This is a genomic window from Ignavibacteriota bacterium, from assembly GCA_016707525.1.
Lineage (GTDB): Bacteria > Bacteroidota > Ignavibacteria > UBA10030 > UBA6906 > JAGDMK01.
Window position 1 is genome coordinate 87941 of sequence record JADJHP010000001.1, and the last position, 26277, is coordinate 114217.

17 protein-coding genes and 1 tRNA gene are annotated in these 26277 nt (G+C 55.5%); 15 read left to right on the top strand and 3 right to left on the bottom strand.

All coding sequences use genetic code 11. The features are described 5' to 3' along the window. Positions 1 to 573 (bottom strand): transposase family protein, encoded by a 573-nt coding sequence (locus IPI01_00340; protein ID MBK7256281.1) that lies wholly within the window; start codon positions 571 to 573, stop codon positions 1 to 3. 1062 nt (positions 574 to 1635) lie between these two features. On the opposite strand from IPI01_00340, the gene IPI01_00345 reads away from it, so the two are divergent. From IPI01_00345 to IPI01_00400, 12 genes are all read left to right on the top strand, one after another. Beyond that, positions 1636 to 1902 carry a hypothetical protein gene (locus tag IPI01_00345; protein MBK7256282.1) on the top strand — a complete coding sequence of 89 codons (267 nt, stop codon included), beginning with the start codon at positions 1636 to 1638 and terminating at the stop codon, positions 1900 to 1902. Between the two features lie 172 nt (positions 1903 to 2074). Beyond that, the gene (locus tag IPI01_00350; GenBank protein MBK7256283.1) at positions 2075 to 3370 is read left to right on the top strand and encodes a M28 family peptidase; all 1296 of its coding nucleotides are present in this window, start codon (positions 2075 to 2077) and stop codon (positions 3368 to 3370) included. Between the two features lie 725 nt (positions 3371 to 4095). Further along, a complete protein-coding gene (locus tag IPI01_00355) occupies positions 4096 to 4842 on the top strand; it encodes a hypothetical protein (GenBank protein MBK7256284.1) in 747 nt (248 codons plus the stop codon). 977 nt (positions 4843 to 5819) lie between these two features. Then, entirely contained in the window at positions 5820 to 7121 is a 1302-nt protein-coding gene (locus IPI01_00360) for a T9SS type A sorting domain-containing protein (protein ID MBK7256285.1), read from the top strand. A gap of 30 nt (positions 7122 to 7151) precedes the next feature. Further along, complete coding sequence (locus IPI01_00365) at positions 7152 to 9236, top strand: T9SS type A sorting domain-containing protein (protein ID MBK7256286.1); 2085 nt, start codon at positions 7152 to 7154, stop codon at positions 9234 to 9236. Between the two features lie 550 nt (positions 9237 to 9786). After that, a complete protein-coding gene (gene ltrA / locus IPI01_00370; GenBank protein MBK7256287.1) occupies positions 9787 to 11082 on the top strand; it encodes a group II intron reverse transcriptase/maturase in 1296 nt (431 codons plus the stop codon). A gap of 812 nt (positions 11083 to 11894) precedes the next feature. Further along, positions 11895 to 12530 (top strand): PorT family protein, encoded by a 636-nt coding sequence (locus IPI01_00375; GenBank protein ID MBK7256288.1) that lies wholly within the window; start codon positions 11895 to 11897, stop codon positions 12528 to 12530. Positions 12531 to 12646: 116 nt separating this feature from the next. Further along, complete coding sequence (locus IPI01_00380; protein MBK7256289.1) at positions 12647 to 13126, top strand: hypothetical protein; 480 nt, start codon at positions 12647 to 12649, stop codon at positions 13124 to 13126. Positions 13127 to 13187: 61 nt separating this feature from the next. Next, positions 13188 to 13385, top strand: coding sequence for a T9SS type A sorting domain-containing protein (locus IPI01_00385; protein MBK7256290.1), 198 nt, complete (start codon positions 13188 to 13190; stop codon positions 13383 to 13385). A 721-nt stretch (positions 13386 to 14106) separates the two neighbouring features. Continuing rightward, positions 14107 to 15048 (top strand): PQQ-like beta-propeller repeat protein, encoded by a 942-nt coding sequence (locus IPI01_00390; GenBank protein MBK7256291.1) that lies wholly within the window; start codon positions 14107 to 14109, stop codon positions 15046 to 15048. A 197-nt stretch (positions 15049 to 15245) separates the two neighbouring features. Further along, positions 15246 to 16559 carry a M28 family peptidase gene (locus IPI01_00395; protein ID MBK7256292.1) on the top strand — a complete coding sequence of 438 codons (1314 nt, stop codon included), beginning with the start codon at positions 15246 to 15248 and terminating at the stop codon, positions 16557 to 16559. A 252-nt stretch (positions 16560 to 16811) separates the two neighbouring features. After that, positions 16812 to 18437 carry a hypothetical protein gene (locus tag IPI01_00400; protein MBK7256293.1) on the top strand — a complete coding sequence of 542 codons (1626 nt, stop codon included), beginning with the start codon at positions 16812 to 16814 and terminating at the stop codon, positions 18435 to 18437. Positions 18438 to 18533: 96 nt separating this feature from the next. Here the strand turns inward: IPI01_00400 and IPI01_00405 are convergent. Both IPI01_00405 and IPI01_00410 read right to left on the bottom strand, forming a co-directional pair. Next, a tRNA-Asp gene (locus IPI01_00405) sits at positions 18534 to 18611 on the bottom strand. A 194-nt stretch (positions 18612 to 18805) separates the two neighbouring features. Then, entirely contained in the window at positions 18806 to 20092 is a 1287-nt protein-coding gene (locus IPI01_00410) for a hypothetical protein (protein ID MBK7256294.1), read from the bottom strand. 471 nt (positions 20093 to 20563) lie between these two features. On the opposite strand from IPI01_00410, the gene IPI01_00415 reads away from it, so the two are divergent. The 3 genes from IPI01_00415 (at position 20564) to IPI01_00425 (ending at position 26257) form a co-directional block, all read left to right on the top strand. After that, positions 20564 to 23557 carry a TonB-dependent receptor gene (locus IPI01_00415; protein ID MBK7256295.1) on the top strand — a complete coding sequence of 998 codons (2994 nt, stop codon included), beginning with the start codon at positions 20564 to 20566 and terminating at the stop codon, positions 23555 to 23557. Positions 23558 to 23624: 67 nt separating this feature from the next. Beyond that, positions 23625 to 25334, top strand: a complete 1710-nt coding sequence (locus IPI01_00420; protein MBK7256296.1) for a T9SS type A sorting domain-containing protein — start codon at positions 23625 to 23627, stop codon at positions 25332 to 25334. 68 nt (positions 25335 to 25402) lie between these two features. Next, on the top strand, positions 25403 to 26257 hold the full coding sequence (locus tag IPI01_00425) for an SDR family NAD(P)-dependent oxidoreductase (GenBank protein ID MBK7256297.1): 855 nt from the start codon (positions 25403 to 25405) through the stop codon (positions 26255 to 26257). Positions 26258 to 26277 lie beyond the last annotated feature (20 nt).

Sequence of the window (26277 nt, forward strand, 5' to 3'; positions counted from 1 at the left end):
TTAGCCACCAAATCCGACAGCGATCTTCAGTGGTGGATTTATCCACACATGGTCCGGGACCGATTTGACTTGTGGCGTTCCTTTTACAAATCTCTCCGGGTGTGTTTCAAATGCTTTGATAAGCACAGCAGCCCTTGATTGGAGAATGGGTTCGTGCTGCTTAAAGTGGACATTAGCCGGTGTCAACATTGCGATGCCTGAATGACGATGTTCAACATTGTACCATCGATAGAATGTTTTGCAGAACAGCCGTGCTTCTTCGATCGTTGAGAAGCGCTCCGGGAATTCCGGACGGTATTTCAGCGTCTTGAACGCCGACTCCGAGAATGGATTGTCATTCGACACATGCGGCCTCGAATGAGTTTTCGCCACCCCAAGATCTGCAAGAAGCTGAGCAACCACGGATGATCTCATCGAGCTGCCATTGTCTGCATGTATCGTCAGCGATCCGCGATCAATATTCTGCCGCCAGCATGTTTCGGCGATCAACTCTTCGGCAAGTGCCGCGGATTCCCTGTAGGAGACCATGCAGCCGACAACATACCGGCTATAGACTTCAAGAATGGTATACAGATAATACTACGTCCACTTGCGCGGCCCCTTGAGCTTTGTAATGTCCCAGGACCATACTTCATTCGGGCGTGAGGCCAACAGCTCAGGGCGGGCATACGCACGGGGTGCCGACTGCCGTCGTTGACCTGTCTGGTGATTGCGTTCAAGAACCCGATTCATCGTTCTCTGAGAGCATAAATACTGGCCTTCATCAAGCATCGTCGCATGGATTTCCGGAGGAGCCATATCTCGAAATCGCTCACCGTTGAGCGTCTCCAGAACGATCGTTTCTTCCTGGGTGCTCAGGCGGCGAGGATGAGGACGATGAACTTTCAACGGACCTTTCGGCTGCTGCGAACGATACACGGTGGATCGGGACATTCCCAAGGCCTGGCACAAGGCCGTTGTGCTGAATTCTTCTCCATGGACTGCGACTATTTCCCGAGATTCTTCTCGTCGATCTCGGGAAGGTCGAGTCCCAGGATCAACGAAAGTTTCTTTTAGATCTCGACGATCAGCTCTGTCTTCTTGAGCTTCTCTTCCGTTCGTTCCAGTTGGCGACGCAGGCGGTGGATTTCCGCGTGCAACTCAGTTGTACTTTTTGTCTTGCTCCCGCTCTTTGTGGCGGTGAGTTGTCCACGTTCCTCTTGTTCCATCCACTTCCGGACGGAGGACTAGTACAATCCTTCTTTTGCCAAATATGATCCGACGGAATCGCTCCCCTTGGATTTCAGTTCGGCAACGGTCTCGATCACTCGGATCTTGTACGCGACCGTCAATCGCCTCCGGGGGGTCTGAGCAATGACTTCAACGTCTGGTGTCGTGGTTGTCCCACCAGTAACTCCAGTCGGCCTACGGCCTCCTTCTGTTCCTGGTGTCTGGGGCAGGGCTTCTATGCGTGCTTCTACCATTGTTCCTTCTCCTAATCTCCTCTATTCTGTTACTGCGTCAAGGATGGACGCTGTTAATCTCACTTGGTGTGTCATCGTCGACAGCGATCGCGTAGCGGCTGGGGCTCCTCCATCTCCCGATGCACTCTCAATTCTCGCCTCTCGATCTCCGACCTGCCGGACTGTGGAAATCATGAATCGCACTGCAATTGAGAACTACTTGGACCCCTCAAAAATTGCGGCGATCACCGGTGTTCTTTGTGCAGTTCCTCAATATGGACGTCCAACTGATCCTGCTGGCAATGCTCTAACAAAGAACGACCTGAAGACTATCAAAAGAAATGCGGGTAGGGTTGCTGCGGCTATGGGGCCAGATATTGTGCCATTTTCTCTCGATTCATCAGGCGCCTCTGAATGGATTACACTTTTCTCAAATGTCAAGAATGCGTTTGGGCTTTGAGCGCCCACAACGGTAGGGCCTAACCAACGCTTGCACCTGACGCCGCGTCTGGGGCATCGGGGTCGTCACCGATTCTGTTATAGGTTTTGGTTGCTTGCAATTCCACAGTCGTTTCGCGGCGCAGGTGAGCCGCGATCCGTTAGGCGGCAACTCTTCTCACATCAGGATACCTATGCGATCTACCATCGTAACTCTACTTGTCTTTACCGCTCTCTCCGCGTCGCCGGCACAACTGTCGATCGAAACCGCGAAGGAAGATATCATCCGTCTATGCTCACCCGAGTTTGTCGGGCGCGGCTACTTCGCCGAAGGCAATGCCAAGGCGGGAAATTATCTCAAAGCCCGCTTTCGCGAGATTGGCCTTGTGCCCATCGCCGCCGACATTGGCCAGAAATTCGAAATAGAACAGAATGTCGTTGACGGATTGGCTACGCTAGAAGTCAATGACCGCAAGCTAGTTCTTGGGAGAGACTTTCTTCCATTTGCTACTACCGGGTCTGGTTCAAACTCAAGGCGTACGCCAATCTACTATGTTCGCGGTGGAGTCTTCGCTCCCAACAAGGGGATCAATGATTATGCGGCCGTGGCAAGCGAGCGCGCAATCCTCATCTTCGACGACGAAGTGTCGGCGCAAGTCCAGGCAGATAAGTCCATCGATCCACGTTCTTATTCCCGTGCAGCAAGGATAGCCAATGCCGGAGAACTAAGAGCGTCCGCCGCCATCTTCCTCGTCAAGGAGCTCATGGCTTCGACGCCATATGAGAAGGCGAACGTCGCTGTCTTTGACGTTCTTTTGAGTTCATTACCGACTCCCGTTGAATCGGTTCGATTCGAGGTGGAGGCCTCGATGGAGGAATACGACGCCGAGAATATCATTGGCATGGTCAAGGGTACTGGGGAAACCGATACTTCTATCATCATATGCGCACACTATGATCATCTGGGTGGATTCGCGGATTCCCTCTACTTTCCGGGCGCGAACGACAACGCAAGTGGCGTCGGGATGCTCCTTACGCTCGCGGACTACTTCGCTACGCATCCAACTAAGCACTCGTTGGTGTTCATAGCCTTTTCAGGCGAAGACGTCGGTCTCATCGGCTCCAAGTACTATTCTGAGAACCCGCTCAAGCCCCTGGCAACTACCAAGTTCCTACTCAACCTTGACATGGTCGCGTCTGGAAACGATGGGGTAATGGCTGTCGGCGGGGATGATTTTCCAGAGTTCTATGCGATCCTCAAGGCAGCCAACGAATCATTGGCGCTCGGTCCGCTCTACAAACGTTGGAACGCCCCCAACGGCGATCATCACTTCATTTCACAGAAGGGAGTCAAGACTTTCTTCTTGTATGCCAATCAAGGCACACAACCGTATCACAGCTTTCAAGATGTGCCGGCGACCCTGGACTGGAAGGCGTTCGCGCACATCCTTGCGTTATCAAAAGAATTCATTGCAGCTATCGCCAATTAGAAGTTGCCGCCTAACAAGTCACTCAACTTGCGCTCGCCGCTTCGCGGTAGCTTCGCAGAAAATGGCGGTGGATAGGGAAGCAGTTCAGGCCAGCCACAACTATTGCGGTACTTGACAGTTTAACGAACCTACAACTCGCCGGCGCAGGTGAGCCGCGAAATCGTTAGGCAGCCCCGGAATGGACCAGAAAACGAAACGCGCGCGGGAGATTCAGGATGCTATTCACACAATTCTCCTGCATGAGTGGGATCCGCTTTGCGTCGTCCATCTCCCCGGTGCGCAGGACGAGTATGACGGGTACATCGGGTCCGTGTACAGTTGGCTCGCCGCGGGGAGCAGCGCAACAGAGGTTGCGGAACGTCTTGCTGCGCTTGAACGCGAGTCATTGGGTTTCTCGACCCCAGCAAATGCACTGTTGCCAGTCGCAACAAGTCTCTGCGCACTGGACGTGCGGTTAGATCCGGAGGTCGGGGCTGCCTAGCTAGCGGCTGCACCTGACGCAGCGCCAGGTTCGCTTCGAAAGATACTGGTTACGAATCGGTGCTGACAGTAGCGTGTATTTACAGATGTGTCCGAAGCAAGGTGATGAGTGCGTCAAGCCAAGAAGCGAGGTAAGGTACGATCTGAATTCAAGAGGGTATTCAATAGCCTTCGGAAGCAGGTGACTTGTGTCACGCCGCAATCAAGTGTTTGGGATGTGCCGTCTTTGTGGCAATGAGCGGCAATTGTCGTTTGAACATGTCCCACCAAAGGCAGCGTTCAACGACAGGAGGTACATCAAAGTCGCTTTGGAAGATACGATTGGGCTTGGACCTGATGAAATCGTCAAAGGGCCAATAAAACAGGGTGGGATCGGTGACTATACTCTTTGCATCAAGTGCAACAGCGACACCGGGGCGTGGTATGGAGGCAGGTTCGTCGATTGGTGTTATCAGGCGATGGAAATCCTAATCAGATCCAATGGAAACCCGACACTTGTCTACTTGAACTACCTCTTTCCGTTGCCGATCCTCAAGCAAATTGTAGCAATGTTCTTCTCCGTTAACGATGAACACTTCGCGGCAAAACATCCGGAGCTCGTACGGTTTGTCCTGGACAAGGAGAGAAATCATTTACCCCCGATCTACCGATTCTTCGTCTACTACAATCTTACGGGGCGTTTCCGGTATTCCGGGGTATCTGCACGAATTCAACTTGACTCGAATGCTATGCCTGGTTCAAATGCCATCGTGATGAGTGAGATAACGTACCCACCCTTCGGCTATCTCCTGACTTTCAATTCGGCCCCCCCGGATAACAGACTTGTCGAGATCACCCATTTCGCTGATTGCAGGTATGACGAGTTCCGAGTGATGACGCTGAAACTACCTGTGCTTCCAACTCATCTGGCTTATCCCGGCGACTACCGAACGAGGGAGGAAATCAATGAACAGGCCGCCCGTTCGAAAGGGGAAGAAACTGGCGATCCTTGACGAAAGGATCAGCTGATGCGACTCGGACTCCCAGTGAAATCGGTCGATCTGTCGGTTGGCTCAAAAGGCATGAAGCTCTCATACCATGCCTTTCGGGGGCCTTCAATACTGCATGACTGAGCAATTACTGTTCGCCCACCTCCAATTCCGCCCTTGAACTGAATCGTAAGCTCGGTAGGATATCGACATCGAGGAACCAAGGAAACGACAGACTCCTTGAGAATGTGGGTCGGTGTTGCTTGATGCGGCCAGGGGTGTTCGCAGGCCCATCCTCCTGCGTACGAGGCAGGAGGATAGGGCTTTTCCCGTCTCAACATCCTCAAATCTGTACTGTTTTCGCCACACGACTACCACGCTCAGTCACGATTTCGAGGGCCTGAGCAACCACTTGAGCAACCACCTGGGCAACCACCGACCAAGTAGAACATAGCGCTGCATGAACTGAGCGCAGACTTTGTCGACTGGTGAAATATATGAGCGGCGGTCAGGTGTTGTCAAGGGGAATCTATCTTGGCGGTTGGTCATCGGCTCAAGGTCCCACCGCGAGCGGAGATGTTATTTGATCCTTGCCCCCGTGAATCACCAAAATGCAGCTGGCAATCACATTCATCAATCCTCAGTCGCAGGTGTGGCCTGCCCACCTGACCATCCTTGTTGTTCTTCCTCCCGCTGCCCCTTGGGAGCGCCTTCAGAACTTCCTCGTTTGACTTCATCGCTATTCGAACATCACTCCTGGAACAGTCCCTGGAATCCCATGTCCTTGGAATCCCATGTCCCTGGAATCCCTGGAATCCCACGCTAGCGCGTTGACAATCCCAATTCGTAGCCGTATCTTTCATATGCACTATCGGGGGAACGATGGAACTGCATATGCCTCTTGTCCGGATGTCATGGATGGGAGGCATTCGTGTTCCTTCCAGGTGCTATTGCTACACGACGCAACTGGCTCCCTGGTCAAGACGAAGGCGGCGACGTTCATGACTGTTTCACGAAATGCCAATCATTCAATGTTGGCGTTGCTGTCGATGATCTTCGGCATCCTGATCGCTTCGATGGCCACCGCGCAAACCCAGTCCTGGGAATTGCTGAATGGAACGAGCAACCAGAATGTTGCGAATGTCGTGGTGACGAGACCGGGCAACATCTTTGGCGGGTTCAACTTCGGAAGGATATTTCGATCGCTGGACGGCGGGGAAAGCTGGACCAAAGTATGGGACAGCACGATGAATACCTTCGTCCACGCTTTTGCGGTGGATTCCTCGGGGAACATATACGCTGCGACCTCCACCCTGGAGATCGTCACGGATGAGAATGCGTACTACGTAGGGAGAATCATCCGGTCCTCCGACGAAGGTACCACGTGGCAGTCGGCGGACACGGGGATCGAGAGAATTGTCATGAATGATCTGCTTGTCGACGGGAAGAATCGCCTCTATGCGGGAACCTACGGGGGAAAGGTCTTTCGTTCCACCGACCTCGGCATGAGTTGGTTGCTGATCCGGGATGATCATTCCGAAGCCTATGTGCATTGCCTTGGTCTTGACCAGCACGGCAACATCTGGACGGGAGATAGCCGTGGGCATCTCATGCAAAGCCGCGATAGCGGGTCGACCTGGAGTGATATCGTGAATATCGGCAAAAGCATAGAATCCCTTGCTCCGGGGAATGGTGATACTGTTTATGCGGGAGCCTGGGACGATTTTCATGTCGACGGTGGGGTGTACGGAATATCGTGCGAGAGCAAGACATGGTGGAAGATCGGCCTACAATCCACATCTGTAGTTTCGCTCCTCCAGCACGATACGCTGCTCCTTGCGGGTACGACCGGGGCTGGGGTGTTCTCTTTGGCTCGTAGTGAGACCACATGGATTCCATACTCGAACGGTCTCTCGAACCTGAATGTCTGGGCACTGACCCACGGACCTCGTGGGGAGCTGATCGCAGGGACCTGGGGCGGTCTGTTCCGGAGCTCTTCTTCAATTCTTGGAACCAGTGAGCCCCCTGGCGCTCGGCCGACAACGAACCTTCTTGATCAGAACTACCCCAACCCCTTCAACCCCTCGACGACGATCGCATATCATCTGCCCGTCCGCACCCACCTGAGGCTGGCGGTCTTCAACGTCCTGGGCCAGCAGGTTGATGTGTTGCAGAATGGAGAGTGCGATGCGGGGTCGCATACGGTTCGCTTCGATGCAGCCGGCCTGCCAAGCGGTATATATTTCTTCCGTTTGAACGCAGGAGTGTTCACAGAGACAAGGAAGTGCACGCTGGTGAGGTAGGAGAATGTATATCTTATTACGGAGAAGGCAATGAACAACAATGTCACGATCTGTGTGGCGATCCTCCTCATGTGGTGTGCCGCCCCTGGTAAGGCACAATGGATGCCGGTCAACCTGCCGTCATGTACTCTGCTTCACGCATATGAGTCCATAGGTCCCGTTCTGGTCACTGCGTCTGACAATGGTGTGTACCGCAGCGATGACGCCGGGCATACGTGGAAGGAGAATGACCTGGTTGCCACGGATCTCCGCTTTCTCAGCTTGGGGCGGTTGGGGCAGATGCTCTTCGGTGGAGACCGGACCAGGGGTGGTGTGTACATGTCCCGTGATACAGGAGCAACGTGGGAATGGCGCAGCAATGGACTCCTGACGGCCCCAGCGTATACGCTGCCTCTCGTTCGCTCGTTCGCCGTCGTGGGATCGAACATTTACGCGGGAACCTCCGACGGTGTCTTTGAGAGCACCGATGAGGGGGAATCCTGGAGCAACACAAGTCTCGGCCTGACAGACCGCAATGTCTCGTGCCTGGCGCAGCTGGGAAGATATCTGTTGGCGGGAACATATGGGGGAGGGATCTTCCGTCGTGCGGCAGGCAGTTCGTCATGGTCGCATCTGAGCCCGGGGCCGACTGATCCATCCGTCTCATCCCTCGTCGCTGATTCAGGGGCACTGTACGCGGGGACATGGTATGGCGGGGTCTTCATCTCCGTCGACTCCGGCAACTCCTGGCAGGCACGCAATGAGGGATTGCAGGGCCTTTCGGTCAAGGCTTTGGGTCACGCAGGCAGCGTGCTTGTGGTCGGGACCGATGCAGGGTTTTCCAGATCGAGTGACGCCGGGGTCACGTGGAGTTCAGGGAACTCGCCGGTTTCGATAACCATTGTCAACGGGTTTTTTGCATATGGAGGCAGTGTCTTCGCAGCGAGCGATGGATGCTACGTGTCTGAAGATCAGGGGACCACGTGGGCGTACAGGAATGCCGGTCTTGCGACAGTGTCCGTTCGTTCGATGGCCGTGATCGATACATGTGTATTCGCTGGAACATCGTATCCCGGTGTGGTCGTCCTTCAGCAACACAGCGCGCAGGTTGTTCGTTTTGACACAAGTCGCACTACTATGGATGCGCGGGCGATTGCTGGAACCGCCACAGAACAGTATGCCGGGCTCTGGGGTGCTGGCATGCGACGCTCCCTCTCGGGTGGACAGACCTGGGCCAATGTGTCGAATGGGCTCCAGAACCAGACCGTGAACACGATCCTCCTCGATAATGGGAGGCTCATGGCGGGATGTCTGGGTGCCGTATCAGCATCAACGGACCATGGAGACCACTGGCAGTCGCTCGGGACCGGACTTGCGGGTCGGTTCGTGCACACCCTCTTCAAGAGCGGCTCCGGTCTGTTCGTCGGAACCGACAGCGGGGTATATGCTTGGAGTGAAGCGGATAGCACGTGGGGCTTGAGGAGCACCGGATTACCACCTTGGGAGGTCCTTTCGCTGGTCAATGATGGTCCGACACTGTATGCCGGTACGAATGGACGGGGAGTGTACCGCTCGTCCGACGGAGGAATGTCGTGGGAGGGTACCAACGGCCCACTCACAGAGCAGAGCACTGTGGCCGTCTTGCTCAACGATGGACATCGCATCATCGCCGGGACATGGAGCGGGGTCTTTGTGTCACGTGATGGCGGATCGTCCTGGGATTCGGTGAACGCCGGGCTGGCATCCCGTCAGGTGTACTCCATGTGCGTTGCAGAGGACTACGTGTACAGTGGAACCGCACGGGGAGTCTACCGTATTCCCAGAACCGCATTTGGCCTCACCAGCGTGAAACATGATGGCGGGTCCTCCTTGCGTGGGTATGTGCTGGACCAGAACTATCCCAACCCGTTCAACCCGTCGACGACGATTCTCTATGGTCTCCCGAGTCGATCTCATGTAACATTGTCGGTGTGCAACACACTCGGGCAACAAGTGTCGAATCTTGTCCAAGCCGAGCAGGACGCAGGCTACCACGAAGTCAAATTCGATGGGGCCGATCTCCCGAGCGGGGTGTATTTCTATCGCATGCGGGTGGGGTCATTCACCGAGACGCGCAAGTTATTGCTCGTCCGATGAGTGCCAAGGTAAACTGTTCCTAATCTTGTTGGGTGAGGAGTGAGGGCACTCAACTCCAAGTCCCAACCGTGATGAGACTCTGTTCATCACGTAGCGAGGAGTCGGTGTGAGACGGGAAACGGTCTCATGCTAAGCGACTCGACGACGTAGTCTGAAAGGACGCAACGCAAACAACCAGGTCGTAATCTTTGGGTGAACGCACAGGTAGCCTCGTAAAGAATACTGAGATGGACGAACCCCTATCGAATGGGTGAAGTCAGGACTGCACGCCGGGCACAGAGAGAATACGGCGACGGCAGCATCTCCGGGGTGCGAGCGACGACATGGTTGGACAGATGAGGAACGGGACTTGGGAAACCCTCGCTGGCCCTGCGCGACCCAATACTCCACTTGGGGAGTGCAGGAGCAGAGCCCTCCTATAAACGCACAGAAGGGAGGGAAGCTGGCAGGGTGGCGGATGGAGTCGTAGTACCTGCGAAGCCTCGGAAAGCGAGGTGGAGGGAAGGACTCCTGCTGAAGTATAACTTCTGAAGAAACGAAGGAGCGTGTATTGCGCGAGCTATCAAGCACGGAATGGCTTCGGGAGTTTCAGAAGAAGTTGCATGCAAAGGCGAAAGCCGAGCCGAAGTTCCGGTTCTACAGTCTGTACGATAAGACCTATCGTACGGATGTGTTGGAAGAGGCCTATCGCAAAGCCAAAGCCAACGGTGGAGCAGGCGGGGTGGATGGAGAGACCTTTGATGATGTAGAGAAGAAGGGTGTCGCTGTCTATCTGGCCGAACTTCAGCTTGAGATGAAGGAACGGCGCTATGAGCCGAAACCAGTACGACGTGTCTATATCCCGAAACCGAATGGCAAGGAGCGTCCGCTCGGCATACCGACCATCCGGGACCGGATTGTGCAGACGGCTTTTCTGATGATACTGGAACCGATCTTCGAGGCGGATTTTGCCGACTCAAGCTACGGGTTCCGGCCGGAGAAGAGTGCACATGATGCGGTGCGGGAGATATACAAGTACCTGAACTGGGGATGCACCGAAGTGTACGATGTCGATCTGGAGCAGTACTTTGACACGGTCGACCACGGCAAGCTCATGAAGCTCGTTGCATGGCGCATCAGCGACGCGCAGATACTTCATGTGATCAAGCAATGGTTGAGTTGTGGCTACGTCGAAGACGACCAGCACCGGCAGACGACACAAGGCACACCACAGGGCGGGGTCATCAGTCCGCTACTAGCGAACATCTATCTGAATCCGGTCGATCAAGCGTTCAAGAGGGAGAGGCTTGGCAATATCAGTAAAGGGTCCATCCATCTTGTCCGGTATGCTGATGACATGGTGATCCTGGCACAGAAGAATCTGGAGAAGGGCATAACCCTGCTGCACCATTATCTGGCACGGTTGGGGTTGCGTCTGAACAACGAGAAGACACGCCGCCTGCGGTTGGACATTGGCAATAGCGTGGACTTCCTCGGCTTCCGGTTCCACAATGTCAGGAGCAGAAAGAACGGCTCACGGCTGATGCTGGTCTATCCGAGTGCGCGGAGCCAAACCAAGTTCCGCGCCACCGTACGGAAATATGTCCATCACTCCATACCGCTGCGGGTGAAGGATCAGGTGCAAAACCTGAACCGGTTCCTGCGCGGATGGATGGGTTACTTCCGGCTCGGGCATGGCTCGGCAGTGTTCCGCAAGCTGGCGCATTTTGTCAGTCTTCGCGTCCGGCATACCATCTGGCGACGTCGAGGCAGACGTGGGTACGGGTTCGGTACACTGACCTCGGAACATCTCTATGGTCAGCTCGGCCTGTTCTATGACTACCATGTCGCTCCGCTTTCACCATAGTATGTTGCGACTTCAGGAGAGCCGTATGAGGGAAAACCTCACGTACGGTTCGACGAGGGTTCAAAAGGCAATAGAGTGATGGTCTGCTTGAGCGGGACACTCGCCCGAAAGGAGAGATCCGGTCTGGGCTCACAGGACCTGCACACCACTACACTTCTGTCCTACTCTACGACGATGTGGGCATGCTGAAGAGCGCGAGGGGCTCGGCATGTTCTCCGGGCCCTTTCAAAATAGAAAAGCCCGACATCGGGGGGATGCCGGGTCCGACCGGGGGAGCGGAGTGCGAACGGTCATGGACGAGTTCAATAGTGATAACCCGCCATCAGGCCCGGCAACCTCGAATCAAGGAATGACCATCCTCAAGGAGATGAACGAGCTTGACCAATCCCACGACACGTTTATGGATTCGTTGAAAGGCGACTCCAAGAGCCCAGTTTTTTCCCTTGACTTTTTGAATGTTCCACTGTAGCTTGATTATGAACCGTATGGGGGATGTATGAGTTTCGCCGCAGCACATAGCTCGCCTCTTTCGATCTGCTCGCTGTCGTTCACACCTTCGCAGGAAAATCCGATATCGCCAAGATTCTAATGATTGCTCAATAGGACTCTGATAGTATTCGTCGTCCTTGGGCAATTATTGGTATTGTTTCTCAGCTTGCAGTCGATGCTCATCCATCATCTTGATGGAAGGAATTGACCATGGGAAGACTTGATACCGCCGGTCGGTGCTCGATCTGGCAGTCCATAGATATCATTGGTATCATCGGGGAAGCCCTGATGATATCGCAAAACATGCGTATCGAGGAACCAAAATGCGATTACTCACTTGCGTTCTCGTGCTGGCGTGCATCCCGATGTTTCATGCCGATGCCCAGATATCCATAGCTTGCCAGGGTGGATTGAACTTCGCCAATCTCTCAGATCCCGGAAATCTAGCCCCAACGGCGGTGTGGAGTACACAACTAGGATTCGTGGGGCTTGTGTCGGCGAATTTTCCGATCGGGGCGGGATTCTCGGTGAGCCCTGGCTTCCGGTTCGTGCAGAAGGGAACGAGGTCCGATTGGTTTCTTTCACCCTACGGAACGTTTGCGATCAACATGTATCACAGCTACATCGAATTGCCCGTGTATGTGAAGTACGCGCTGATCGACAGCCGTGTTCGACTGTCGCTGCTGATGGGACCGTCTCTCGGCCACCTGGTCTCCTCGCGCGCGAAGGGGACGATTACATCCGAAGGAAATGTCTCGTTTGACGTAACGGAAGACTACAGATCCTACGATTGCTCCATCGATGCGGGTCTCGAGTGTGAGACTCCGATCAGTGAAACCTTCTCCATCGTGGGTAGTGCGGCCTACTCGCTCGGGCTTGTGAAGATCTACAAAATGGGGGGCAATGAACGAACGAGAGATATTCGGGTGATGGTTGGAATTGGGTATTCTTTCATTTGAAGCGGCTCAACAGACAGTAGGAATGTCTCAGTCTTCGACGAACGTGGGGTGTGAAGTCAATCATGAGCATAGAACAATGAGGTAACGACTAGGACCTCACAATGTAACGGATCACGATGGACCCAGATCATCATTATTCTAATAACTGCGGAGAACGTCATGAAACAACGCACAGCGGCATTCCTCGTACTGATCATCCTGGTGGCAAACCTGTGTCACGCTCAAGGCTTGGGGACACCACGAAGAACGAGGACATCTCCAAGATAATTGACCACATCGGAATGATGATGCAAGGGGTTGAGTTTGTGCGGGTCAAGCAATACGTGTCCCCGGAGGCAAACCTGGTCAGCGGCCAGAACGTGATGCGTCTACAGGATATCCTGATAGGGAAGGACCGGGAAGCGGTGCTCCATGAGAATTCCTCTCGGCAGGGGGTACAAGTTATTGCTCGGAGTAACAAGAATGAAGATGCCATCTATGTGGTGTTGAAGACGGTCAACGCTCAGAAAACGGAACCACATTATCACTCGCTTGTTCTCTACAAGGAGCCTGGGACCGGCTGGCAAATCTTTCTGTGGCATGTGGGCATGCAATGACGGAGAGTAGTATCCAACGACTGCGATCCGCTAGGGGCTTCCGAATCGATCGTACGTTACCCTGACGGTATTCAACACCCTTGGGCAGAAGCTATCAGTTCTCCAGCACGGCGAACAGGGAGCAGGTTACCACGAGGTCCGGTTCGACGGCGCGAGCTTCCCGAGCGGGGTGTACTCCTACCGGATGCAGGCTGGGAGTTGCGTGGAAACGAAGAAGCTTTTGCTCATCCGACGGTGGGGGGAGGCCACAAAACAGTAGAGCCCGGAAATGCTTCCGGGCTCCAAATTATCCATGATCCATGGATAAGGGATAACTGATAATTCAAAAGCCCGCCGGAGGCGGGCTTTTGTGGCGGGGTGGACGGGGGACTGGCAGAACACTGAGGGTCCTGGAGATTGCTCATCCAAGGCAGAAATGAGGAATTTCTGTTGACCAGTCGGGCTCCTTGACATTCTCCTATGTTTGAATTAGTATTCCCTTACCTGTTCATTCTCTCACACTGCTTGCCGATATCTGCGATCGGAGATCGGCTGCAAGCGCCTTATGAGATCGATTGCCCCCCCCTAGATTGTAGCATTCCCTCTCACACTTCAGCCGCTTTCTCAGGAGACTCCGACCCGTGAATAGTGCAGGCGATGGTCTATGATTGCGCGCGTTTCCCGTGGGGTACTCCATGAAACCCATCATAGTCGTATTCCTTCTCTTCTGTCTCCTTCTCTCGTGTGTTCGTTGCACAGCGCCGGTCGAAGGATTGAGCTCCCTTCCATCGACCAAGACTCAAGTTCAGATCGCCTGGCCGGGTCTAGCAGACTCCCCGTGGCCGACATTTCTTCATGATCCCCAGCACACAGGGAGAAGTCAATATCGGGGTCCTCAATTTGGAATTGTCGAGTGGACCTTCGAAACGAACAATTACATCTACTCTTCCCCCGTGATCGGGCCGGATGGTTCAGTCTATTTTCAGTGTCATGATCAGTACATGTACGCCATTACCAGTGCTGGTGGGTTGAAATGGAAGTTCGATTTGGGAGGTGCTTCAAATTCCTTGACCACAATTGGGTCCGACGGAACCGTTTATGCCACCCCCACATTAGGGGGAATTTTCCGGGCATTTGATGAAAGCGGAGCCATCAAATGGTCCTTCTCTACAGGTGGCAATGCTCAATTCAGCACACCCGTTCCTTCGCGGGACGGGGATGTAGTGTATTTTTCATCGAGTGATTCAACGGGCACGACACACTTGTATGCTCTGACAAAGTCCGGCTCACTGAAGTGGAAGTATGCACCATCGGTTCGGCGCCTTACGTCCAATTCAATTGCACTTTCACCCGATGGACGCACGATCTACTGCCCGGGCGGAGGTTATGCAGGTGCAAGTCTCTACGCAGTGGACACAGCGGGAAGCGAACGGTGGCGCCTGGATGCTCCTGCGGTCGGGAATTCGACGATAACTGAACCAGCCGTCGATAACGAAGGGAATATCTATTTTGCTTGTGACCAGACACTCTACTCGGTCGACCCTGCGGGTACCGTGCGCTGGCAGATAGATGACCTCAGTTTAGTCCGGCATGATGGTGGACCGGTGATTGGCGTGGACGGATCCATCTATATCGCCGGGACATCGATTTATTCAATCGACTATTCGGGCCATGTGAAGTGGAGCAGGTATATTCTAATCACCGATTGCATCCCGGCGATCGACAATGAAGGAACCATCTATCTGGGCACTTCTCGAGCGGGTCCGGATTCCTCTAATTTCTACGCGTTCAAACCGGATGGCTCGCTCAAGTTTTCAATGGTCCTACGGAGTGCTTCGGGAGGAATTGTCGATATAACATCTCGGCCGGCAATCAGCTCCGACGGGGCAATTTTCGTTGGCTGTGACTATCCTCAAGGGCGCCGATTATTCAAAATTCGATAGCGTTGGGAATTGAAGAACATTGGGGGGTTCAAATGAATCAGACCCACATATTGACTCAGGTGCTGGCATTTCCGATTCTCATATGACCACACTACCAGTTCTCAACCGATCCGGTCTCCGTAGTGTTGCAGCACGTGGGCTGTCGGCCCGGCTTTGCGTGTGCCCCTTCGCTGACCCTTTGGACATCGGCGAGCTCAATGTTATTGTCGATGGAAATGACGCCGGGAACGCGGAAACCTGACGAGGATTCTGGAGGATGGAATATGAAGACGTGCGGCATATTTGCGATCTTGGTCTGGCTGCTTGTGTGCGGTTGTCCATCGCACCTCAATTGCCAGACATGTGAGATCCAGAGCATCGCGGACAGCGTCAACCTCGACTCTTTGCGGGTCCACGTCCGCTGCCTGGCCGATGATACCACTTTCAGCCTCGGGGACGAAAGCTACCGGATCGCGGGGCGTTACGATTCGACGGGACGGAAAGTGGCGCGGCTGTATCTGAAGACGAAGCTCGACGCCTACGGCCTCGTAACCCGGCTGGATACATTTGGGGTCGCAACCAACTATTCGATCGCGGATGTGAATGTTCTCGCGGAACAGCCTGGAACGCTCGAGCCGGACGTTAAGGTGATCATTGGGGCTCACTATGATGCCCTCGTTGGGGGGCAGACGATTGCTCCGGGGGCCGACGGAAATGCATCGGGCGTTGCTACGGTATTAGAAGTGGCGCGGGTCATGAGTCATTACTCGACCCGCCACACCATCGTCTATGCGCTTTGGGATGCTTGTGAGAGAGGCAGACTCGGGAGCACCAGCTACGCAACGAAGGCTCGGGCGCGAGGAGACAGCATTCGTGCGGTCCTCAATGTTATCATGACTGGTTGGGACAGTGTGCAGACATCGAGGGGCGAGATCTGGGTTCGGGCATTCGCGCAGTCTCAAGGACTCGGCGATTCGCTGCTCGCCCTCTCTCGGGACGTGAATACAGGCATCACGATGAGCGTTTTCAATCCAGTGCTGGTGGGGAGCGATCACGTCTCGTTCTGGCAACAAGGGTACAACGCCGTATCCATTACAGGCAAGTATATGGAAGGCAATCGCAGTCCTTACGTAGGTACTGTGAATGACAGGGTTGCACATATGAATTTTCAATCGTTCCTTGGCCGTGCGCGCTTCTCGGCTGCGGCGACCGCCTATCTTGCTGGCGGGGGGCAGGTCATGGCAGCGGTCCCTTTGCATGCCATGCCCACTTCTGCCTCATTGTCCCAGAATTACCCAAACCCTTTCAATCCATCGTCATGGATCCGGTACGCAATTCCTACGACGTCGCAAGTCTCTTTGGCGATATTCAACACCTTGGGGCAGGAGGTTGCGGTGCTTGTCCGGGGAGTCCAGGACGCCGGGTACCACGATGTGAAGTTCGACGCAATGAACCTTCCGAGTGGGGTGTACTTCTATCGTCTGGAAGCTGGTAGTTACACGGAAACGAAGAAGCTGATCCTAATACGTTGACGGTCGGGGGGGGGGAGAGCCACAGAAAACAGTAGAGCCCGGAAATCCTTCCGGGCTCCTTAATTATCCATGATCCATGGAAAATGGATAAGTGATAATTCAAAAGCCGCCGACGGGCTTTTGTAACGGGAGGTAGACGGGGGTCACATAGAACACCCATGATGCTTGAATTCGCCGTTTTGGGGCGAATTTCGGCTACTTGACATTCCCAGAGCCCCGGTGTATATTCGATCAGTACTATCGGGGGGAACGATGGACTTGAATATGCCTCTTATCCGGATTCTGTGGATGGGAGGCATTTTTGTTTTTGAATGGGCCTGGAATTCGCGTATGAGACTGACAATGGTAGTCGCCATGACGCGTGAGTTGGCGATGATCGCAACACTTCCTTTCCTTCTCTTGTGCTGTCTCGAAACCTCAGCCCAGACCCCTGGCTGGTCACAGCCCGTCAATCTCAAGGGGAGCGATTCTTCGAGAAGTGAGTTCCTATCGATGGCAGTCACCCCGAGAGGGAAAGTATTTGCCGCCTGGCAATCCAAGAATCAACTGCCCTGGGATCTGAGGGCTCAGATCTTTCTCGCAACAAGCGATGGACAAGTGTGGTCCCCACCAGTGGCAATAACGGATACGGGTGTTATGGATCGTACTCCCGACATTGCCATCGATGGGTCAGGAGGCCCGCATGTTGTCTGGTGTGAGTATGGGTCATCGGACATCTTGTACAAGCATTTCGATGGTGTGGGTTGGTCTGAGGCGCAGAATGTCTCGGAGACGCGACAAGGAGAATCCTATTTCCCCCGTATCGCCATCGGGAGCGACAACACAGTCCACTTCGTCTGGCACGACAACTATCGCGAAGGGACGTTCCAGGTGTTGTATCGCTCGTTTAACGTGGCCAACGGGTGGTCTCCCTCGGTCATTCTCTCCGATACGAATTTCACCGGCGCGTTTCCGCATTTGGTGGTCGGCCCGGGAGACACCGTTCATGTGGCTTTCTGTGGTGAAATCCCTCCGAAGTGGTCATACGAGGTCTTCTACAGGAAGGGGCATCATGGATCGTGGTCGCTAATCGAGCGTATCACGACTGATGACACGCTTGAGTCGGTCCGTCCAGATATTGCGCTCGATCGGAATGGGCATCCGAACATTGTTTGGGATCAGCAACTCAATGCGTATGGAGACTTTGCCAACGGGATCCGTCTGGTGACGAAGCGAGGAGATACGTGGTCAGCGCCGGAGGTTGTCTACGACACCACAGAATCGATCAGGCCCTCACTCGCTTTCGACGTGAACAATTCCCCTCACGTGCTCTGGTATCTCCGTGAGCGCGCAAACTCGCGCAGCAGCGGGCTCTACAGCACACGGGCAAGCGGCAGCGGCGCATGGACCAGGCCGGTGAGTTTGTCGAGCCCTGTGGTGGTTGACCCTGGTGAATCCGTGATCCGCGCGGATGCGCTGGGAGGGGTCCATGCCCTCTGGGGGAAAGGATGGTCGTCGCGCGATCGAGGGATTTACTATTCGCGTCGGTCGACTGTCGACGGGATTGAGCATGTATCGGACGGATATCCATTTGAATTCACCCTTGAGCAGAATTACCCTAATCCTTTCAATCCTTCCACGACGATTCGATTCTCGCTCCCAGAACGTTCCGTCGTTCGAGTCACGTATACAATCCGCTTGGCCAGGAGGAGGCAGCGATCTTCGATGGAACACCGATGCCGGGGTGCATTCTCTGGCTTTCGAGGAAGTCATCTCGCATCCAGAGTGCTTTTACCGGATACAGACCCGGGGGTTCATGGCAAAAAAGGCATGATGCTTATCAAAGTAGGTGTGCGGAGAGGGGGGCCCGGGGGGGAGGGGGGGGAGAGGTACAGATAGCAGAAGAGCCCGGAAATCTTCCGGGCTCTAAATTATCCATGATCCATGGATAATGGATAACTGATAATTCAAAAGCCCGCCGAAGGCGGGCTTTTGTGGCGGGGCGGACGGGACTCGAACCCGCGACCTCCTGCGTGACAGGCAGGCGCTCTAACCAAGCTGAGCTACCGCCCCCTTTGTTTTCTCCCTCTTTTTGGCTCTTTTTGAGACTTCTCCCGCCCGGAATACGCTTTGCTTGGATGGGTGAAGTGCCGGAAGACCTTGAAGAGGTAAGAACGTCTACAGCAACATTAAGATAAGGCATTTCTCCGAAATCCGCAAGCGCTTTTTCGTGTCGCCCACCCCGAAATCCATTGGCTGCATCGAGGCTAGCGGATCACGATGCGCACCCCATTGAACGTGGTCGAGCCGAGGGGACCCGTCGTGACATATTCCGCGTGATCATACGCCAGGTCAATGTGGGTCGCGAGGAACGATACCATCCCATCCGACTGGATACCTGCATCGATGGCCGACAACAGCCGCAAAAAGCCGGCGAGACGGATCCCGTATCCTCCGGTCGAGTAGTTTCGGGCTCCGAAATTGGGCGACTCCCTGAAACTCCCACCCCGTATGGCGATCGCTTCGCCGATCTCCAACTGCCACCCCTTGTGCAGTTCGGGCCGCTCGTTGTCATCGAGCTTTCCCCGGATGACATGTTTGAAGAAAGAGATATCTCCGAGGCCCGACTGGTACTCAAACGTCCCGTTCCCGTTTCGCACGATGAGCCGATCCTCGGCTTCGCGCGCAAGCGTGAACGCGATCACTTTCCAGGGCCGGTTGTCCACATCCATCACCAGACCCAGCTCTGCGCTTATCCCCAGAACAGCATTGCGGGGAAGGGGATCGCTCATTGCCGCGGTCACATACGAGACACTCCGCCCTTGATTCTGGTGAGCGTATCCTATCGAGAGATTCACAAGAGGAGAGAGACCAGACCCCAGTGTTACCGGTTCTCCTTTCACCTTCGCAACGATGTCGATAATGGGAGCCTCCAGCAACACACCAACATCGGTCGCCGACGGTTCGGCCCGTCCGGTCCCCATTTCCTGCTCGGTGCCGATCGGGGAAAGGTTCGAGACGATCTTCTCGAAGTTCACACCCACGCCGAGCCTTACAAAGTAGTCTACCCCCACGCCCAGACTGAAGCATTCCGATCGTTCCCATGATTCATGCCTGGTGCTCGCTCCAGGTGAGGACGGACTTGTCGTGATGAACGTCCCGAGGTTCAGGAAAACCCGTGAGTATCCCAACCCGATGCTGATCGGCAGTTTCAGGTCGAACACCCGCGCCAGGTTCACTCCTGCGTTTGCCGCAGTGACATTGTACGTGAGGTCAGGGTTCCCGAACGCCGGGAGCCACCGGGTCTTCGGCGCGTAGGTGGATGCGGCAAAGTAGTTGTCCAGGCTGAACAATCCGAGCTGACCGGGGTTCACGAAGGTAGCTATCGGATCGTCCGATGCGACGGCCGTGGACACGCCACCCCATCCGTTCGCGCCGGGAGAAGGTGCGATCAGGAGGAACGGGACGGCACTCTCACCTTGCGCGAGGGCCGGGGTGTGGATGCACAATAGTATTGCCGCACAAAGGCTCGCACAAATGACGCTTCGCTTCATGAAGGCTCCGTACCTGGACGGTGTAAGATATGCTGATGTCTTCCCCCCATCAGAAATGCGTTTGGAAAGCAGCGAGAGTTGGAGGGAGAAAGAGCAGGGGAATCGGCGTAGCACTCAATAATAGTAACCAAGGAACGGGTCAAGGTCAATGGCAACAGAGTCACCCGTCTTCGTACTGCGTTTTCTTGGTCACCGGTTACTTTTTTCTTGACACTCTAGAATTCCCTTAGTATCTTCGTTCACGATACAGTTACCGGTAAAGTAACCGTAATGATGCCGGTTGCGGGGGTTTTCAGCAGATCCGTTTCATTGAAACGTCAGCAGCTAATCCCCTCACGGCACCGTGAGAACTGGGGCCACCCCTCACGCATACGGACCACCAATCACGCTTCCCGTCTGTTCTCGAAATCGAATCTGTACACCCGTCGCGCCCGCGCACAGGACGCGACGGTGAAGAGAAGGAGATCTCCTATGCTTCGTTCCATACTCCATGCAACCCTGCTCCTCCTGCTGATCCCGGCAGCCGGCTTCGCCCAGAGCACGTTGCGCGGGACGGTGAGGGATTCCGTCACGCATGAAACTCTCGTCGGCGCGAACATCCACCTGATCGGCACAGCCATCGGGGGCGTTACCGACAGAGAAGGGCAGTTCAATGTGACCAATATCCCCGCCGGTACGTACCGCGTCCGCGTGTCGTACGTCGGCTACAAACAGCGCGAGTATCCGACCACGTTCGAAGGGAAGGCCACGGTCACGCTGAACCCCGCACTCGTGCCCGATGTGCTCGAAGGCAACGAGGTCGTCATCACCGCACAGGCTCGCGGACAGGTCGCCGCCATCAACCAGCAGATCACGTCGTCCACGATCGTGAATGTGATCTCGGAAGAAAAGATCAAGGAAATGCCGGACGCGAACGCGGCCGAAGCGATCGGCCGACTGCCCGGCGTCTCGATCATCCGTTCCGGCGGAGAAGCGAACAAGGTCATCCTCCGTGGCATGAGCGACAAATTCACAAGCTTCACCATCGACGGTGTGCGCATCCCTCCGACCGATGCCGATTCGCACGGCGTCGATCTGAGCACGTTCTCACAGGGGACGCTCGCAGGTATCGAATTGTTCAAGGCACTCACGCCCGATAAGGATGCCGACGCGATCGCCGGCAGCATCAACCTCGTGACCCGCAAGGCCCCCGAAGAGCGCCAGGTGAGGATCGATGCCAAGGGGCTCTACAGCAAGATGACGGACAATCTCGGTCAATACGACATTTCCGCAAAGTACAGTGAGCGGTTCTTCGATAACGTGCTCGGCGTCCAGGTCAGCGGGAATCTGGAACAGCGGGACCGGAGTCGCGAGCAGTACAATCTCAGCCTGGATGGAACATGGAGAAACTACACGGACTACTATATCGATGACCTGACGCTCAATTTCGTCGATGAAACACGCCGCCGGGGTGGTGCAGGTCTCCTCCTTGATATCAATACGCCGGAGGGCGGGACCATCAGGATCAACAACATGTTCAGCCAGACGAACAGGGACTACACGACGTATGGCAGGAACTATCCGAATGGAGGCGAGCGCGTCTACTACTCGATCTGGGACCGCGAGCAGGCCATCAACGTCTTCAACAGTTCCATTCGTGGCGACAATATGGTGTATGACATGAACGTCACCTGGGGGTTGTCGTTCGCCCAATCGCAGTCGCAGTTGCCGTATGACTACCGCATGCAGTTCAGTGAAGCCCCGAGCACGGGAATCTCGGGTATGCGCGGCATTCCGGAGTCCATCTGGAAGGGGCCGGTGGAACAGTTCATTGATTATGCCTACAACAATTTCAGCGCGTCATCGCTCGACACAGCGGTGTACTCGACCGAAAAGAACCATGACCGTGAACGGACGGCCTTCTTCGACATCTCCCGGAAGGTCGTCCTTGGAGATCAACTCACGTGGGATGTCAAGGTCGGCGGCAAGTACCGGTACCGCACACGCTTCAAGGAGTCGACGAGCCTGATGGCGCCGTACTACCTGTCGTCGTATTTCGGGACCCACACCATCGCCGGCGACGGCAGCATTCAGCCCAAGAATTTCGCGGGCAGCCGGTTCGCCGATCTGCAACTCGTAGGACGGCTCGTGCTCCTGACCAATTTCGTGGGAGCGTCCCCGGAGAAGAGGGCGATCTTTGACCGGTTCAGCCTTAATCCGTTGATCAGCAAGGATGCCCTCCGGGAGTGGTACGAACTCAATAAGAATGGTGTCAGTGCCTCCGGCAACCAGCGCGAGTACAACTATGACCCCGAGGCCGCCGGCGACTACTACGATATCACGGAGCGGATCGCCGCCGTGTACCTCATGAACACCTTCAACGTGGGCTCCTTCGCCACAGTGATCGCGGGCGTGCGTGTCGAACATGAGACCGATGACTACAATTCGGTCTACTCGACATCGGCACTGTCCGGGTTCCCGGTGACGGGGTCCTTCATCGACACCACGGCGCAACATTCGGAAACGAGTGTCCTGCCCAATTTCCACCTGACCCTGCGTCCGACCGAGTTCATGAACGTGCGGTTCGCGGCGTACCGTGCGCTGGCGCGGCCGGATTTCAACATGCGGCTCAACAAACTTGTTGCGCGGATCACCAACCCCCGGAATATCGTGACCGCGGGCAATCCGGATCTGAAGAACGCGAAAGCCTGGAACTTCGAGGTCAATACCTCCTTCTTCGGCAACGACATCGGCCTCTTTACGGTGTCCGCCTTCTACCGGGACATCGCGGACATGTTTCACACGGTGAGCAACATTCCCATGGACTACAAGCGGGGCGTGGGGTCCATACTTGACACACTCGGCATCACCTGGGCGATGCCGTTCCCGAGGAACTCACCGATGAGTCTCACCTACGCGACCAACTCCGACAAGCCAACGAAGGTCTGGGGCTTCGAAGTGGAGCACCAGGCGAACCTTTCGTTCCTTCCCGGCCTCCTGTCGAATATCGTCCTGAGCTACAACCTCTCCATCATCCGCTCGGAGACCTTTGTGCTGTCGTACCGGACCGATACCTCGCGTACGTTCATTCCGGGTATCGGCACGATCGAACGGTATTCCTTCGTGCTCTCGGAGCAGAAACAGAAGCTGGAAGGGCAGCCGGAACTCTTTGGCAACGTGGCGGTCGGGTACGACATCGGCGGGTTCACGGGGCGCCTGTCCGTCTTCTTCCAGGGCGAGTACAACCGTTCGTATTCTGCATCGCGGAGGAGCGACCCGGTGGTCCAGAACTTCTCACGCTGGGACCTTTCCCTCAAGCAGCGCCTGACGGAGAATATCTCGGTCCTTTTCAATATCAATAATCTCTCAAGCATTGAAGAACAGGTGTACACGGTCAATCGCGACCCGAGCGCCAACTGGGAGACCCTGACGTCGAATCAGCGCTACGGTCTGACCGCGGATCTGGGTGTAAGAATTGAATTCTGATCGTTTTGTCGTGCACAACTACCATCGTAGCAACATGTACCACACCATCACCACACAGGAGGCTGTCATGCGCAAGCTGCAATTACTACTTGCAGTGATGCTCGTTCTATCACTGCTGCCGGTTGCCACGGATGCACAGAATCTGTACCGGATCCCGCCCTATAGCGTGAACTCACGGTATCTGAACACCATCATCGTTGGCGATACGCTCCCGAACGGGGCACGGCGGGATTCCAACGTCGTCTATGTGCTGCAGCGTGGAGGCGTCTACCTCTCACAGGCCGCCATCACCAATGGCTACCCCATCCGGATGCAGACGCATGATACGACCGGCAACGTCAGCAAGCCGATCATCTATCTCTATCCGAGCGCAACGACCGGCAATCCCCCGGGAACCTTCATCACCATGCGTGCCAATGTATCCCTGAAGAATTTGATTATTTCGGGTTACTTTGAACCAGGCAACTATGTGCTGCAGGACACCTCGTTCCTGAACCACCTGCAGGGTTCCCTGTTCAACACGGGCGTGGCGGGCCTGACGCTGACGCTTGACAGCTGTATCCTGTCGCAGACCAATGGCAATCACGTCCGTACGGATCAGCCGCTCAGGACCCTGCGCATCACGAACTGCCGGTTCACGGACATGGGCTTCCTCGGCCGGTCGAACCTCGGTGCAGGAAAGGGGATCGATATCCGTGCGGGTTCCATCGATAGCTTCATCGTGGTGAACAACAGCTTCATCAACTGGCAGGACCGCATCATCCGCCACTTCTCGAGCACGGCGAATATCCAGTACCTCCGGTTCGAACACAATACCTGCGTCAATGGCATGAGCTATCACGGCATGCTGTCGCTTGGCAGGACCGGCAAGAAGGTCATCATCAAGGACAACCTGCTGTATGATGCGTTCGCCATGGGCGCGGACTCCGACGCCGTGCGTCAGGCCGAGTTCACGGACAGCGGCGAGAAGGATGCGTTCGGTGGCGCCCGGATGACCTGGGTCGTCTCGGTTCCGAACGACTCGACCGCATGGACCGTGAAGAAGAACTACTATGTGGTCAGTACCGCAGGGAAGGGGTTCCTGGACTCCGCCTCGGTATGGCCTATCGTGGCAAACCCGGCCCTGACGGAAGGCTCACCACTGACCTACAAGATCAACAGCCGGATCGGCGCGGATTCCACCACGGCGTTCACGAAAACCACGACGACATTCCCGAACATGCCGAAGCTGATGGTGGCCATGATGAAATGGTACCGTACGCCGAAGGCGTCGCTGGGTTCCGGCAAGACGAAGGAAACGACCAACTGGCTGCCGATGTATGACTACGATCGCAGAAGTGTTGGATACTACAGCGACACCCTCAATCTGGCATTCCCCACGACCGATGCGGTGTACACTGCCGCAGACGGCAACTACCCGGTGGGCGACCTGAACTGGTTCCCGGCACGCTACACCGCATGGAAGAACGACCCGACGGTGGATGTGCAGGAGCAGGGCGAAGCGGTGCCGGAAGCGTTCTCCCTGGCACAGAACTTCCCCAACCCGTTCAACCCGAGCACGCAGATCACGTTCACGCTCGCCAGGGCTTCGAAGGTCACACTGGAAGTGTACGACATCCTCGGCCGTCAGGTCGCCACGTTGATCAACGGCGATCTCCGTTCGGCCGGACGTCATGAAATGCAGTTCACCGCCGCAGGCCTCGCCTCGGGCGTGTACTTCTACCGGCTGTCCGCCGACCAGAAGGTTGCAACGATGAAGATGATGCTTGTCCGTTAATTGTGGGCTGCTGTCTACCCCGGGAGGCATGGTGCCTCCCGGGGGTCTTATGCAAGGAGATCGTGTCAATGGCAAATGCACTCTCATTCCAGCACATGGCCGGACGCGTGTGCGTCATCACCGGCGGCGGCGGGATCATCGGTCAGGCCCTCGCGTCAGGATTCTCGGCGGTCGGCGTCCGTATGGTCATCGTGGACCTGATCAAGGAGAACGCCGAGAAGCTGGCCGCCTCGCTGAAGGAGACCTACGGCACGGACGCTCTGGGCGTCGAAGGGAATGTGCTGGACCGCGGTTCCATGGACCAGGCGCTGGCGACGATCACCGCGAAGCTGGGCGATGTGTCCATGCTGATCAATTGCGCCGGCGGGAATTCGCCGAAGGCGACGACGAAGGAGGAATTCATCACACCGGAGAATATGGGCCGGCTGGCCGACTCGTTCTACGGGCTGGATGTGGATGGATTCCGCAAAGTGTTCGATCTGAATTTCCTCGGGACCATCATCCCGACCATGGTGTTCACCGAGGGTATGGTCGCACGGCAGCAGGGCGTGGTCCTGAATATCTCCTCCATGAATGCCTTCCACCCCCTGACCAAGATCCCTGCCTATTCCGCTGCCAAGGCCTCGGTCAATAATTTCACCGAATGGCTCGCGGTGCACCTTGCCAAGGTGAACGTCCGGGTGAACGGTATCGCCCCCGGGTTCTTCGTCACGAACCAGAACCGGTTCCTCCTCTTCGACGAAAAGACAGGTGAACTCGGCCCCCGGGGCAAGAAGATCCTGGCCGGGACGCCGATGGGCACATTCGGAAAACCGGAAGATCTTCAGGGCGCGGCATTGTTCCTGATGTCGGATCTTGCGACATTTGTGACAGGCGTGACCATCCCCGTGGATGGTGGCTTCAACGCATATTCCGGAGTCTAAGACGTGACGTATTTCGAACG